Source organism: Bradyrhizobium sp. USDA 4011 (genome assembly GCF_054063415.1).
The window spans coordinates 224,491-237,825 of the sequence record NZ_JBSSGG010000001.1; the positions used below are offsets into that span (position 1 = coordinate 224,491).

Annotated in this window: 12 protein-coding genes; 5 read left to right on the forward strand and 7 right to left on the reverse strand. The window is 63.9% G+C overall.

The features are described from left to right. Window positions 1–62: 62 nt before the first annotated feature. Genes ACVW1C_RS01200 through coaD form a run of 4 tightly spaced genes read right to left on the reverse strand, consistent with a single transcriptional unit; the run spans window position 63 to window position 2,058 of the window. Window positions 63–527 carry a peptidylprolyl isomerase gene (locus ACVW1C_RS01200; RefSeq protein WP_016846097.1) on the reverse strand — a complete coding sequence of 155 codons (465 nt, stop codon included), beginning with the start codon at window positions 525–527 and terminating at the stop codon, window positions 63–65. Beyond that, a complete protein-coding gene (locus tag ACVW1C_RS01205; protein WP_456756820.1) occupies window positions 503–943 on the reverse strand; it encodes a hypothetical protein in 441 nt (146 codons plus the stop codon). Before ACVW1C_RS01205 ends, ACVW1C_RS01200 begins: the two co-directional genes overlap by 25 nt. Before the next feature lie 6 nt (window positions 944–949). Further along, on the reverse strand, window positions 950–1,513 hold the full coding sequence (locus tag ACVW1C_RS01210; protein WP_456756821.1) for a peptidylprolyl isomerase: 564 nt from the start codon (window positions 1,511–1,513) through the stop codon (window positions 950–952). Between the two features lie 47 nt (window positions 1,514–1,560). Beyond that, window positions 1,561–2,058, reverse strand: coding sequence for a pantetheine-phosphate adenylyltransferase (gene coaD / locus ACVW1C_RS01215; protein WP_456756822.1), 498 nt, complete (start codon window positions 2,056–2,058; stop codon window positions 1,561–1,563). A 267-nt stretch (window positions 2,059–2,325) separates the two neighbouring features. Here coaD and ACVW1C_RS01220 point away from each other — a divergent pair, with 267 nt between their 5' ends. Beyond that, on the forward strand, window positions 2,326–2,583 hold the full coding sequence (locus ACVW1C_RS01220) for a hypothetical protein (protein ID WP_456756823.1): 258 nt from the start codon (window positions 2,326–2,328) through the stop codon (window positions 2,581–2,583). A gap of 154 nt (window positions 2,584–2,737) precedes the next feature. Next, entirely contained in the window at window positions 2,738–4,636 is a 1,899-nt protein-coding gene (locus ACVW1C_RS01225; protein WP_456762974.1) for a potassium transporter Kup, read from the forward strand. Window positions 4,637–4,734: 98 nt separating this feature from the next. Here the strand turns inward: ACVW1C_RS01225 and ACVW1C_RS01230 are convergent, their stop codons facing one another. Then, the gene (locus tag ACVW1C_RS01230) at window positions 4,735–7,806 is read right to left on the reverse strand and encodes a hypothetical protein (RefSeq protein WP_456756824.1); all 3,072 of its coding nucleotides are present in this window, start codon (window positions 7,804–7,806) and stop codon (window positions 4,735–4,737) included. A 119-nt stretch (window positions 7,807–7,925) separates the two neighbouring features. On the opposite strand from ACVW1C_RS01230, the gene ACVW1C_RS01235 reads away from it, so the two are divergent. Next, window positions 7,926–8,123 (forward strand): hypothetical protein, encoded by a 198-nt coding sequence (locus ACVW1C_RS01235; protein WP_456756825.1) that lies wholly within the window; start codon window positions 7,926–7,928, stop codon window positions 8,121–8,123. Continuing rightward, a complete protein-coding gene (locus ACVW1C_RS01240; protein ID WP_456756826.1) occupies window positions 8,123–8,602 on the forward strand; it encodes a hypothetical protein in 480 nt (159 codons plus the stop codon). Before ACVW1C_RS01235 ends, ACVW1C_RS01240 begins: the two co-directional genes overlap by 1 nt. 123 nt (window positions 8,603–8,725) lie before the next feature. Here ACVW1C_RS01240 and ACVW1C_RS01245 read toward each other — a convergent pair whose 3' ends face one another. Beyond that, window positions 8,726–9,535, reverse strand: a complete 810-nt coding sequence (locus ACVW1C_RS01245; protein ID WP_456756827.1) for a transglutaminase-like domain-containing protein — start codon at window positions 9,533–9,535, stop codon at window positions 8,726–8,728. Between the two features lie 261 nt (window positions 9,536–9,796). Between ACVW1C_RS01245 and ACVW1C_RS01250 the strand changes: the two genes are divergently transcribed. Continuing rightward, on the forward strand, window positions 9,797–9,976 hold the full coding sequence (locus ACVW1C_RS01250) for a hypothetical protein (RefSeq protein WP_092114072.1): 180 nt from the start codon (window positions 9,797–9,799) through the stop codon (window positions 9,974–9,976). 408 nt (window positions 9,977–10,384) lie between these two features. On the opposite strand, the gene gyrA is transcribed toward ACVW1C_RS01250, so the two are convergent. After that, complete coding sequence (gyrA, locus tag ACVW1C_RS01255) at window positions 10,385–13,111, reverse strand: DNA gyrase subunit A (RefSeq protein ID WP_456756828.1); 2,727 nt, start codon at window positions 13,109–13,111, stop codon at window positions 10,385–10,387. Between the last annotated feature and the right edge of the window lie 224 nt (window positions 13,112–13,335).

Below are 13,335 nucleotides of genomic sequence, written 5' to 3' on the forward strand. Positions count from 1 at the left end.
TACTGCAACGTTGTCATTCCGGATTCGCCGCTTTCGCGACGCCCGGAATGACAGCTAATAGCCTACGCCGCGTCGGCGGCCATGCGCGCCTTGACGATCTTGTCCGGATCCTTCACCGGCTCACCGCGCTTGATCTTGTCGACGTTCTCCATGCCCTCGGTGACCTTGCCCCACACCGTGTACTGGCCGTTGAGGAACGAGGCGTCGTCGAAGCAGATGAAGAACTGGCTGTCGCCGGAATCCGGATTGGCGGCGCGGGCCATCGAGGCGGTGCCGCGGACGTGCGGCTCCTTGTTGAACTCGGCCTTCAGCTTCTTGCCGGAGCCGCCCATGCCGGTGCCCTGCGGGCAGCCGGTCTGCGCCATGAAGCCGTCGATCACGCGATGGAACACGATGCCGTCGTAGAAGCCTTCGCGCACCAGCTCCTTGATCCGCGCGACGTGGCCGGGCGCGAGATCCGGACGCATTTCGATCGTGACCGGGCCCTGGGTGGTTTCGAGGATCAGAGTATTTTCGGTAGCAGCCATGCTCGCTTCTCCTGGCTTCGGGGTGGATATTTCTTATTCCTGAACGGGATCGCGAATGGGCGGCCAGCCACCGCGCCGCCGAGACTATCGGTAAATGGCAACGGCGTGCAGCGTTGCAACGCCTCCATCACCGCGACCCGGTACGCGATCCGGTCGTTGTCGGTCGCCTCCTGTGATTCATAGCTGATCCTGGGATGCCCGAGGATCGCGCCCTCTCGGTTGAAGCTGACAATGACGGTAATGTCGATCGGGCCGGCCTTGTCCGCCGGCGGCGGTCGCCAGCAGCGATGGATCGCCAGAACAACGTCCCTGATCGTATTGAGTTGCTCCGGCTCGGCCGCCACCGATCCGGCCAGCGCGAGCCACAGCACCAGCGGCGCGGCGAACCAGGCAAGTGGCTTGCTGCGCGCCGCCATCGCCGATCACTTGATGTCGGATGCGACCTGCACCTTCACCATCTTGTCGGGATCGGTGACGGCGCCGCCGGGAGAGCCCGCGGAAGCCTTCTTCAGCTTGTCGACCACGTCCATGCCCGACACCACCTCGCCGATCACGGTGTACTGGCCGTTCAGGCTCGGTCCGTCGGCGAACATGATGAAGAACTGCGAATTGGCGCTGTCGACAGAGTCGCCGCGCCGGGCCATGCCGACGATGCCGCGCTTGAACGGGACCTGCGAGAACTCCTGCTTCAGGTTCGGATATTTCGAGCCGCCGGTGCCGTTGAAGTTCTGGCCGTCGCCGGTCTGCGCCATGAAGCCGTCCATCACGCGATGGAACGGCACGTTGTTGTAGAAGCCCTCGCGCGCCAGCTGCTTGATGCGCTCGGCATGCTGGGGCGCGATGTCGGTGCGCAGCTTGATGACGATGCGGCCCTTGGTGGTGTCGATCACGATCGCATTGGCCTTGTCGAGATTGGCAGGCAGCGGCTGCGCGACCGCAGGCACGACGCAGAGCAGCGCGGCAACGAATGCAAGAATGCGGATCATGGAAACTCCGGACCTTTGACGTTCTGGGTGTGGCAGGCCGCCGGCAATCAGCCGGCGAACTTGGCCTTCAGGCTAGCGGCGACTGATGACGGCACGAATGCAGAGAAGTCGCCGCCCATCTGGGCGATTTGGCGCACCAGTGTGGCGGTGATCGGGCGGACCGCGACCGACGCCGGAACGAACACGGTATGCACCTCGGGCGCCATCGCCTCGTTCATGCCGGCCAGCTGCATCTCGTAGTCGAGATCGGTGCCGTCGCGCAGGCCTCGAATCATCAGCGTGGCCTTGGCCGAGCGCGCCGCCGCGACCGTGAGGTTGTCATAGGTCGCACTTTCGAAGGCGCAGCCCGCCTGCTGGGCGATGGGGCCGAACACCTCATGGACCATGGCCAGCCGTTCCTCGGTGGAGAACAGCGGCTTCTTGCCGGGATGGACGCCGATGGCGACGATCAGGCGGTCACAGAGAAAGACGGCCTGCCGGACCACGTCCAGATGGCCGTTGGTGACGGGATCGAAGGAGCCAGGATAGAGCGCGATACGGGACATCGTCCCTCCTAACCCGCCCGGCTCTCCCCGGCAAGCCGCCCGGGTTCCGCCTGTCCCGCAAAATAAATCCCTGCTCGTCCAGTGAACGAGTTGTGGGATTCCCGCGTCTACGTGGGTGAATGTTTCGTCGGCCGTTGGCGGACGAAACAAAACCGGCCGGCGATGAAACCATTTTCCACCCTGGCGAAGACACCAGGAAACGTGCGGTCGGTAGACATTGGACAACGAAACGACGGGCCCGGGGGGCCCGATCATATGGGGACCGTCATGATCAAGGCACTTTCCGCTATCGCCGTTGCCGCGTTCATTGCCGCCGCGCTCACCGTTCTGCCGGGCTTTGCGCCGCAGGTCGCAGCGTCCACCCCGCAGCCGCTGGCCAAGAGCGACCGTCTCGACATCCACCCGGTCGGCAAGGACTGCTCGCAGCAGGCCTGGCCGAATTTCGAGGCCTCCTGCCTGCGCAGCGCCGGCGACAAGACGGTGGTTCGCGAAGCCCGCCTCGTCACCGCCGACCGCACGCCGTAGTCACTTCTGACCCGTCAAGGCGTCACTTCCGACCGTCACACAAAACCCAATGGTAATTTGCGACGTCCCGTCGCAGACTATCGTCTAAGGCGCCCGACCGGATGACCCGGCGGGCGCAAGCCATCGGGGGATTGCCGTGACCAGTACGCCCGCCATCGTTTCTTCTGGCCATCCTCCAACCAGCCCGATTTCGTTTGCCGTCACGCTCGGTGCCCTGGGTGTCGTCTATGGCGACATCGGCACCAGCCCGCTCTACGCCCTGAAGGAAGCAGCCAAGGCCGCCGCCCATGGCGGGCCACTCAGCCAAACTGCCGTGCTGGGCACGGTCTCGCTGATCCTGTGGGCGCTGATCCTCATCATTTCAGTCAAATACGCCATGCTGATCCTGCGCGCGGACAACCGCGGCGAAGGCGGCATCGTCGCGCTGCTGGCGCTGCTCTCGGCACGCAACGCGGCGCCCGGCACCTGGCGCGCGCATCTGTTGCTTGTCGGCCTGGTCGGCGCCGCCCTGCTGTATGGCGACGGCGCGATCACGCCGGCCATTTCCGTGCTGTCGGCGATCGAAGGCCTGAAGGTCGACGCGCCCTCGCTGGCGCCGGCGGTGGTGCCGCTCACCGTCGTGATCCTGATCGGCTTGTTCTTCATGCAGAAGCAGGGCACCGGCTTCATCGGCAGGATCTTCGGCCCGGTGATGCTGTTCTGGTTCGCGGTGCTCGCGGCCCTCGGCATTCACGGCATCGTCAAGGCGCCCGGCGTGCTGGTCGCGCTGAGCCCGTTCTATGCGTTCGATTTCCTGATCCATCAGGATTTCCACGTCAGCTTTGCAATCCTCGGCGCCGCATTCCTCGCCGTCACCGGCGGTGAGGCGATGTATGCCGACATGGGGCATTTCGGCCGCTTTCCGATCAGGCTCGCCTGGTTCGCCATCTGCCTGCCCGCGCTGGTGCTGAACTATTTCGGCCAGGCCGGGCTGCTGATCACCGACCCGACCGCGATCGAGAATCCGTTTTTCCAGCTCTCGCCCGACTGGGCGCATTACCCGCTTGTTCTGCTCGCGACCGTCGCCACCGTGATCGCCTCACAGGCCATCATCTCGGGTGTGTTCTCGCTGACCCAGCAGTCGATCCAGCTCGGCTTCCTGCCGCGCATGCACATCCAGCACACCACGAGCGATGCGATCGGGCAGATCTACGTGCCGCTGGTGAACTGGCTGCTCGCGGCGGCAACGCTCGGCGCCGTGCTCGCCTTCGGCACCTCGGACGCACTCGCCGGCGCCTACGGCATCGCCGTGTCGCTGTTAATGGCGATCACCACGCTGCTCGCTGCGCTGGTCGCGATCCAGTGGGGCTATTCGCCGATCATCGTGATCGCCGTGAATGGGTTCTTCTTCATCATCGACGCGATCTTCTTTGCGGCGAACACCGAGAAACTGCTCGAGGGCGGCTGGTTCCCGCTGCTGCTTGCGGCCACGGTGGCGTTCCTGATGATGACCTGGCGCGGCGGCGTCAAGCTGGTCGAAAAGGCGCGCGCCAAGCTGCGCCAGCCCGAGGAGGATCTGATCGAGACCGCGGTCAACAAGTGCAGCGCCCGCCTGCCCGGCACCGCGGTGTTCCTGGCCTCGGCCCCCAAGGGAGTGCCGCTCGCGCTGACCCAGTTCGTCAAGCACAATCACGTGCTGCATCAGCGCGTGCTGTTGGTCACCGTGCAGATCGAGGAGCGGCCGCGGATTCCCGACGAGGAACGCGCCGACGTGATCGAGATCAGCCCGGGCATCACCCGAATCATCCTGCACTACGGCTTCATGCAGTACCCGACGATCTACGAAGGGCTGCAGCTCACCTGCCGGCAGGGCAAGCTGCCCGGCATCGATCTCTCCGACGTGACCTACTACATCGGCCGTGAAACCATCATCCCGCGCGAGGACGTTCCGGGCATGTGGGTATGGCGTGAATCGCTGTTCGCCTTCCTGCAGCGCAACGCCGAGCGGTCCGCGGCTTTCTTCGGCGTGCCGACCGGTCAGGTCGTGGAGTTCGGCACCGAGATCGAGATTTGATCGAGCGGCTCACGTAGCCCGGATGTCTCTGCGTTGCATTCCGGGCTACGGACGGCAAAGCAAGCCTCGTTCTAGTCTAGGCCGTCGCTGGCCAACGATCAGGCAACATGCGGCGGGGCCGCAAGCACCATCGCGGGGCTGACGGGCTGGTTCACGACGAGTGTACCTCCATGGCCGTCGCTGGAGGCGACGAAGGTTGACGCGATGTAGTTGCCCAGCAGCGCGATATCCGCGGCATGTGTGCCATCGGTCAAACGGAGCGTCCCGCCCGTGCTGTCGCCCGAATAGCCCGGGACGACCGCCTTCGAAAACGCGATGTCCGCGAAATCGATCGCGTCGTTGCCCGTCATTCCCGCAACCGTTCCGGTGAAGCTCCGGGAGTCATCCAGCTTCAGCGTGCCGCTGTCTGACGCAAAGGAAAGATCGGCAGCGCTCGCCGAAGGCAGATCGAGCGTTTGTCCGGCCGCGATCGTCGAGGGATCCTGAACCGTAAACGGGCTCGACCAGTTTCCCCAGACCGTGCCATCGAACGCGCGAATCCAGAGCGTGTCGCTGCTTGAGCCGACCTTGTAGGTCAGCTGCGAAAGTTGAGACGCCGATACATAGTTGTCCTGGTTCGGTGCCAGCGCGAGCCCATTGAGGTAGAACGCGCCACCGCCGGCTCCGGCGTCCCATACGTCATACTGCGTGGCCGCACTCCCGAATGGGTCAGAATAGGTAAAGAGCACTGAGCCGGGATAGATCTGGCCCTGGATGGATGTCACCGTCGGATTGACCGGCGTGACGACCGGGCCGGTGTCGATCGGCGCGGTGACCGTGAATGCACTGGACCATGCGCCCCAAACCGTCCCGTCATTGGCCCGCACCCAAAGCGTGTCGGCTCCGGATCCCGATTGGTAGGTCAGGTAAGGAAGCTGTGCAGCAGTGAAAATATTGTCGCCGTTGGGCTGGAGTGCCTGCCCGTTGAAGACGAAATGCCCGCCACCGCCGCCGGTGTCCCACACGTCATACTGCGTGGCCGCGCTTCCGAACGGATCGCTGTAGGTAAACAGCGAGGACGCGGCATAGCTTTGCCCATGGGTCGCGTTCAGATTTTGCACAATCTCGACCGGACCGGGATCGACAGGAGCCGAGATGGTAAAGGCGTTCGACCAGGCTCCCCAGACGGTCCCGTCATTTGCCCGTATCCAGAGCGTATCGGTGCCTGATCCGGATTGATAGGAGAGCGATGAGAGTTGGGCGGCCGTGATGTAGTTGTCCCGGCCTGCCTGAAGCGCGAGGCCGTTGAGCGTAAAATGGCCGCCGGTGACGCCGCTGTCCCAGACATCGTATGCGACTGCGGCGCTTCCGAACGGATCGCTGTAGGTGAACAGCGACGACACGGCATAGGTCTGGGCATGAACGGCCACATGGTTGGCGACGGTCTCGACCGGGCCGCTGTCGAGCGGGGCAGTCACCGTGAACGCGGCCGACCAGCTACCCCACAACGTCCCGTCATTGGCACGTACCCACAGCGTGTCCGCGCCGGAGCCCGACTGGTAGACCAACTGCGAGAGCTGTGCGGCCGTGATGATGTTGTCCGTGTTGGGGGTCAGCGCCACGCCGTTCAGAACGAAATGCCCGCCACCGGTGCCACTGTCCCAGAAATCATACTGCGTAGCGCCGACCCCGAACGGATCGCTGTAGGTGAACAGCGTGCTGGCCGCGTAGCTCTGCCCGTGCGCCGCCTGGATCGACGCCACTGCCTCCACCGGTCCGGTATCGATCGGACCGACCACCGTGAAGGCATTCGACCAGGAGCTCCACACGTACCCGTCGAACGCACGGACCCACAGCGTGTCGGAGCCGGAGCCAGCCGTGTACGTCAGACTGGAGAGCTGACCAGCATTGATGATGATGTCTTGACCACCCGCATAAGGCGCAAGAGCGCCCAGCTGGAAGTAGCCGCCGCCGGATCCTGTGTTCCAGAAATCATATTCCGTGGCGGCACTGCCGAGCGAGTCGCTGTAGCTGAACAGCGACGCCGCGCTGAAGATTTGGTTGTGCGTAGCAGTCTTGGCGACTCCCACGACACTAGGCGTATCCACGGGGGCCGTGATCTGAATGGCCTGCCAGGAGCCCGTGACGCTTCCGTAAACGTACTGGACCCAGAACGTGTCGCTACCGGATCCCGCAAAATAAGTGGCCTGCGCCAATTGTGCAGCCGTCAGGCCGACCGTTACGCCGTTCGGTTGGACTGCCCCGTTGACGGTGACCTTCGCGCCGCCGCTGCCGGTCTCCCAGATATTGTAGAGCGTGACTGTGGCGCTCCCGGATGCGGCTCCCCCAGACACCAGGCTCGCCAGCGGCATGCTCCCGGCGTGCGCGAAACCGAACGAGGAGACGTCCAGAGCTCCGTCCGTGTCGGCGTCCAGGATGTTGTAGTACCCGTGCCCGCCTGTCGACGGATCCCCGGACCAGCGGCTGACGGCAGTGAAGCCGCTGACCGTGACGCCGCCGGACGCGCCATTGACGGCCCAGGTCGAGCTCGCGCCGTTGATGGCGAGCTGCACGATGCCAAAGTCGATCGCGCCCGGAGAAACCGGCTGGCCGTTCAGGAAATAGACCGGCGTGTCCCATTCGGTCGCGATCTGCGACAGCGCCTGAACCTCGGAGCCAAGCGCCGAGAAGCCTGCGTTCGCCAGCTCGGTTGCATCGTTGGCAAGTTGTGAGCCAAGCGCGAGCGGGGACTGTCCGTTTGGTTGCAGCAGCGCATTGACCAACGGCTCGATTGCATCGAAGGTGCTCTGAACGCTGTAGCCGTTCGCGATGTAGGCGTTCAACGTCGATACGAACTGGACGTTCGCGGCGATCAAATTATTGTAATAGGCGAATGCGCCGACTTCGAGTGCGACCGTGATGGCGTTGCCCTGGATAGAGCCGAATGGCTTGTATTGGAGGAGCGTATAAACCCCGTTGACGCCGGCTTCGTTGAGGTGGTCGACATATTCCGGGTCGGGGATGAGAAGCACACCGGCGATGGCGTTTGTCGAGATCGTGTAACTCTGCACCAGCGTGGGTGATGCCGAGATCGTCGTCTGCCAGGCAGGGCCGCCATCGGCGGCGATCAGTGTCGGGCTTCCCAGAATTGAATAAGTCTGTACCGCGTTAGATAATATTATGAGTGCCATGCACCTGTACCTGCCGTCTAAACCGTAGAGGCAATGACAGTGAGATATCAAATGTTGCGGCGAATTGCGAGAGCCTGGATTTCATCTCGCTCGATCCGGTCTACGGGTGCTGTCAGGGAATGTCAGGCGATGCGCCTCTCCAACTGAAGCCACGGCTGTCGGTCTCGATCGACCAGGCGCAGGCGATCGTCAACCGCGCCGCGCCGGGCGCGACCGTGCGCGACGTCATCGCGCTGCGCGACGTCGATATCCCCGTCCCCCGCATTCTCCTCGCCGACGACACGCGCTCAGTGATCGGCGCCTCAGCTTCGTGCTGATGAGCAAACTCAACGGCATCGAGCTCAGCCGGCGCGATCCGGCGCTGAGCGATGAGGAGCAGTTTGCGATCTTCGCCGAGATGGGCGCCGCGCTGCTCAGGATCAACGACATCACGCTCGACAGTTTCGGCTATATCGGCCCGAACGGGGTCTGGACGCCGCACCAGACCAACCGCACCTATATGTCCGCCCAATTCGAGCGCAAGTTGGCAGAGTTTTTCCCGGGGCGGCGACGCGGCGCTGGCCGAGCGGCTCCGGGCCGGCATCGCCGCCCCGACTGGAGCTGTGGTGCTGGATGGCGCAGATCGGACGGCCGGATGCGCTTGCCGGTCTCAGTAGAGAACTCGAGAATTCCACCGGCCGGGGCGTGGCCTATTGACCGAAATCGGACGCGGCATCCAAGGCCTGGACGGTCTATTCGCCTGTCGCGAGACGACGAACGCCGGATGCGGTCAGACCGAGTTCTCCGAGCCGTCTGACTGCGTAGCCGAGACCGACAAGGCGCTCCCCGTGCAACTGGGGAATCTCCCGTTGCGCTTCGCCCTTGCCGACCTCGGCGAGGGAGGCGAACTCGTCCGAACTGAGGGCTTGGGGATCATCCGTCATGAAGTGGCCTCGTCGGTCCAGACCTTGAACGAAATCAGCGTGTTTGGCCCAAACGTCTGAGTGATCGGAACGTCGGAGGCATCCCGTCCCTGCGCGATCAGAACCCGGCCGATCCTTGGCACGTTGTTGCGCGGATCGAACATATGCCAGCGACCACCGATATAGGCCTCGAACCAGCCGGCGAAATCACCAGCCGCCCAAGGCAGGGGGGTGCCGATGTCGCTGAGATAGCCGGTGCAATAGCGCGCCGGAATGTTCATGCAGCGGCAGAAGGCAATAGCCAGATGCGCGTAGTCGCGGCACACGCCCTTGCCTTCGTCGAAGACCTCCCACGCCGTCTTGGTGGCGCGGGCGTGCTCGTAGCCGAAAGCGATGTGGCGATGGACGAAGTCGCAAATGGCCTGAACCCGCGGCCAGCCCAGCGGCGTGCCCTCGAACAGCTTCCATGCGATTTCTGAAAGCCGGTCGGTCTCGCAATAGCGGCTGCCCAGCAGATAGACCAGCGTGTCCGCCGGCAAGTCCTCGACCGCGTGCTGGCCGGCCGAAGCAAACACCGGATCAGGCTCGCCGCTGTCGCGCACGACGCCATCGGCCGCCAGCCGCATCGGACCGGCCGGCGCGACGATACGGCTGCACCAATTGCCGAATCCGTCACGGTACGGCGTGATCGGCACCGCGGGGGTGGTGGTCAGGTGGTCAGGGACGATGATATCGGACGCGCGCGTGAAATGCGTGCCGAGCACCATGATCATGGGCGTCGGCTGGGGGAATTCGTAGTGCATTTCGAATCCGACGCGAAGCTTCATTCGAAATACATTCCCTGTTTGTCCTACCGACATGGCGACGATGCGATCGAATACAAGGTACGATCTTCCTGATCGGACAAATACCCGCATCGCGCGAGAAAGTGCTGGCTATTCGCTGCAATCGCGCGCAGGAACGACGACGCTTGCCGGCTGGCGCGGCTTGCCAGCGCGAGGCGAACCCGACCAATGTTCCAGTCGGATGGTTTAAAGCCTCCTCCGTGCGTTCAGGGCAGCTGCGAACGCACTCACCGAAAGACCTTCATGCAAAATCTCTCGCCTCGTCACGTCAAGACCGAAGAGTCCGTGCGCCTCGGCGTGACTTCCGGTTGGTATTCCACAAAAGTCAGCGGAACATTCGTGACCGGCCCGCATGACACCGAAGCCGATTGCCTGCGCAAGATCGCCGAGATCAATCCTCCCCCGCCGAGGAAGAAGAAGTAACTCCTGCGTGGCCAATTTGGGCGCATGGGCAAATGCCAACTCAGACGCATGTCGGCAAGATGGCCAAACAAACCCGCGTTCGCCTCCTGGAGGTTATCGTGAGTGCGCAGAAGGAGCCCACTCGCTGGAAATGGCATGTTTCCGAAGGCGGTTTGGAGCTCGTGCACGGCTACGCGACGTCACGCGAAACAGCGCAACGGGACGGCGATAGCGTTCTGTTCGCAATGCTGTCTGTCCCCCGGGCGCCCTGAACGGGTCGCCCTTCGAACATCGACGCAAGTTCTCGAAGCCCGCCGAAACGACCCCGGGCGCAGCCCTGCATGCCCGAGCAATCAGGCATTGATCAACCTGGCGAGGCGTGGCGCCCAACCTCGAGCCGCATGCAACGAACCACGTTCGGGAGCGGCCCTACTCGCCGCTCCCGTTCGCGCCGTTCTCTTCCTCCGGAATGTGCTCGACCGAGACGACATGCTCGTCCTCAGCGGTGTCGAACACGATCACGCCCTGGGTCGAGCGGCCGGCGACGCGGATGTCGGACACCGGGCAGCGGATCAGCTGCCCCTTGTCGGTGACCAGCATGATCTGGTCGGCGTCCTCGACCGGGAACGACGCCACCAGGTTGCCGTTGCGGTTGTTGACGCTCATCGCGACGATGCCTTTGCCGCCGCGACCGGTGGTGCGGTACTCGTAGGACGAGGTCCGTTTGCCGAAGCCGTTGACGGAGACGGTGAGCACCACCTGCTCGGCCGCCGACAGCTCGGCGTAGCGCTCCTGCGACAGCTGGATCGCGTTCGTCGCCTCCTCGCCCTCGGCATCCGCCGGCTCTTCGCTTGCAGCCTCGCCGGCCACCGCACGGCGCATCTTCAGGTAGGCCGAGCGCTCGTCCGAGGTGGTCTCGACATGGCGCAGGATCGCCAGCGAGATCAGCTTGTCGGCCTCGGCCAGCGCGATACCGCGTACACCCATCGAGGTACGGCCGGTGAAGACGCGCACATCGGTGACCGGGAAGCGGATGCATTGCCCGCCGGCGGCGGTCAGCAGCACGTCGTCGCGCTCGGTGCATATCTGCACGTCGACGATCGCCTCACCTTCTCCGAGCTTCATGGCGATGATGCCGGAACGGCGGACGTCGACGAAATCGGACAGCTTGTTGCGGCGAACGGTGCCGCTGGTGGTCGCGAACATCACGTCGAGATTGCCCCAGGAGGATTCATCCTCCGGCAGCGGCATGATCGTGGTGATGCGCTCGCCCTGCTCCAGCGGCAGGATGTTGATCAGCGCCTTGCCGCGCGCGTTTGGCGCTGCCATCGGCAGCCGCCAGACCTTCTCCTTGTAGACCTGGCCGCGCGACGAGAAGAACAGCACCGGCGTGTGGGTCGAGGCCACGAACAGGCGCGAGACGAAATCCTCGTCGCGGGTCTGCATGCCGGCGCGGCCCTTGCCGCCGCGGCGCTGCGCCCGGTAGGTCGACAGCGGTACGCGCTTGACGTAGCCCGCATGCGACACGGTGACGACCATGTCCTCGCGCTGGATCAGGTCCTCGTCCTCGACCTCGCCTTCCTGCTCGATGATCACGGTCTTGCGCGGGGTGGCGAACTGCTGCTTCACCTCGGCGAGCTCGGTCTTGACGATGGCCTGCACGCGGGCACGCGAGCGCAGAATGTCGAGATAATCGGCGATCTCGGCCGCGAGCTTGTCGAGCTCCTCGGATATTTCGTCCCGCCCCAGTGCGGTCAGGCGCTGCAGCCGGAGATCGAGGATGGCCCTGGCCTGCTCCATCGACAGCCGGAGCGTGCCGTCATCGTTGATGCGATGCCGGGGATCGTCGATCAGCGTGATCATCGCCTCGACGTCGCGCGCCGGCCAGTCGCGCGACATCAGGGCCTCGCGCGCGGTGTTCGGATCGGGCGAGGTTCGGATGACACGGATGATCTCATCGATGTTGGCGACCGCGATCGCAAGGCCGACCAAAATGTGGGCGCGATCACGCGCCTTGCCGAGCAGGAACTTGGTCCGCCGCGTCACCACCTGCTCGCGGAACGCGATGAAGATCGTGAGCAGGTCCTTCAGGTTCATCGTCTGCGGACGGCCGGAATCGAGCGCCAGGATGTTGGCCGGGAAGTTCGTCTGCAGCGGCGTGAACCGGTAGAGCTGGTTCAGCACCACGTCGGGTACCGCTTCGCGCTTCAGCTCGATGACGACGCGATAGCCGTCACGGTCGGACTCGTCGCGCAGGTCCCCGATGCCCTCGATCTTCTTCTCTTTCACGAGATCGGCGATGCGCTCGACCATCGTCGCCTTGTTCACCTGATAGGGAATCTCGGTGATGATGATCGCTTCGCGATCTTTCCTGATGGTGTCGATCGCCACCTTGCCGCGCATCACGATCGAGCCGCGGCCGAGATGGTAGGCCGAGCGGATGCCCTGGCGGCCCAGGATGACGCCGCCGGTCGGGAAGTCCGGTCCGGGAATGATGTCGATCAGTTCGTCGATCGTGAGCGCCGGATTGTCGATCAGCGCCACGCAGGCGTCGACCACCTCGCCGAGATTGTGCGGCGGGATGTTGGTCGCCATGCCGACGGCGATGCCGCCCGCGCCATTGACCAGGAGGTTCGGGAACCGGGCCGGCAGGACCGACGGCTCCTTCTCCGAATTGTCGTAGTTCGGCTGGAAATCGACGGTCTCCATGTCGATGTCAGCCAGAACGGCAAGAGCCGCCTTGGTCAGCCGTGCCTCGGTATATCGATAGGCCGCCGGCGGATCGCCGTCCACCGAGCCGAAATTGCCCTGGCCGTCGATCAGCGGCACCCGCAGCGAGAAGTCCTGCGCCATGCGGACCATCGCGTCGTAAATCGACTGGTCGCCATGCGGATGATATTTACCGATCACGTCGCCGACGACGCGCGCGGACTTCACGTATTTCTTGTCCGGCGTGTGTCCCTGCTCATGCATCGAATAGAGGATGCGCCGGTGCACCGGCTTGAGCCCGTCGCGCGCGTCGGGCAACGCACGCGACACGATCACGCTCATCGCGTAATCGAGGTAGGACTTCTTCATCTCGTCGAGAATGGAAACGGGACGAATATCTGAGGGCACCGGCGGCTCGCCGGGCTTGTCGTCTTCGGGTTCGGACAAAGGGGAAATCCGGTCAGTTCTGCTGGGGAATCATATAGACCATCGGAGGCCTGATAACCACCCTTGCGCGGCTCCGGCAAGCCGTTTTTCCCTTCGTTTTTTCATGCACTTACGGGCTTGTTTGCGGCTTCGGTCACGGCTTGGCCCGGGCAGCGAATCGCGCGCGGCGAATTGCGCATGGAACACGGGTTCCCCCGTGCGTTATTCGCCGCTCGCCATTCGCG

What these genes read in the sequence shown, in the direction of transcription:
- ACVW1C_RS01230 (WP_456756824.1), bottom strand. Translation starts at nt 7,806, where the DNA reads ATGGCACTCATAATATTATCTAACGCGGTACAGACTTATTCAATTCTG.
- ACVW1C_RS01250 (WP_092114072.1), top strand. Translation starts at nt 9,797, where the DNA reads ATGCAAAATCTCTCGCCTCGTCACGTCAAGACCGAAGAGTCCGTGCGC.
- ACVW1C_RS01210 (WP_456756821.1), bottom strand. Translation starts at nt 1,513, where the DNA reads ATGATCCGCATTCTTGCATTCGTTGCCGCGCTGCTCTGCGTCGTGCCT.
- ACVW1C_RS01200 (WP_016846097.1), bottom strand. Translation starts at nt 527, where the DNA reads ATGGCTGCTACCGAAAATACTCTGATCCTCGAAACCACCCAGGGCCCG.
- ACVW1C_RS01205 (WP_456756820.1), bottom strand. Translation starts at nt 943, where the DNA reads ATGGCGGCGCGCAGCAAGCCACTTGCCTGGTTCGCCGCGCCGCTGGTG.
- ACVW1C_RS01245 (WP_456756827.1), bottom strand. Translation starts at nt 9,535, where the DNA reads ATGAAGCTTCGCGTCGGATTCGAAATGCACTACGAATTCCCCCAGCCG.
- ACVW1C_RS01220 (WP_456756823.1), top strand. Translation starts at nt 2,326, where the DNA reads ATGATCAAGGCACTTTCCGCTATCGCCGTTGCCGCGTTCATTGCCGCC.
- ACVW1C_RS01235 (WP_456756825.1), top strand. Translation starts at nt 7,926, where the DNA reads ATGTCAGGCGATGCGCCTCTCCAACTGAAGCCACGGCTGTCGGTCTCG.
- coaD (WP_456756822.1), bottom strand. Translation starts at nt 2,058, where the DNA reads ATGTCCCGTATCGCGCTCTATCCTGGCTCCTTCGATCCCGTCACCAAC.
- ACVW1C_RS01240 (WP_456756826.1), top strand. Translation starts at nt 8,123, where the DNA reads ATGAGCAAACTCAACGGCATCGAGCTCAGCCGGCGCGATCCGGCGCTG.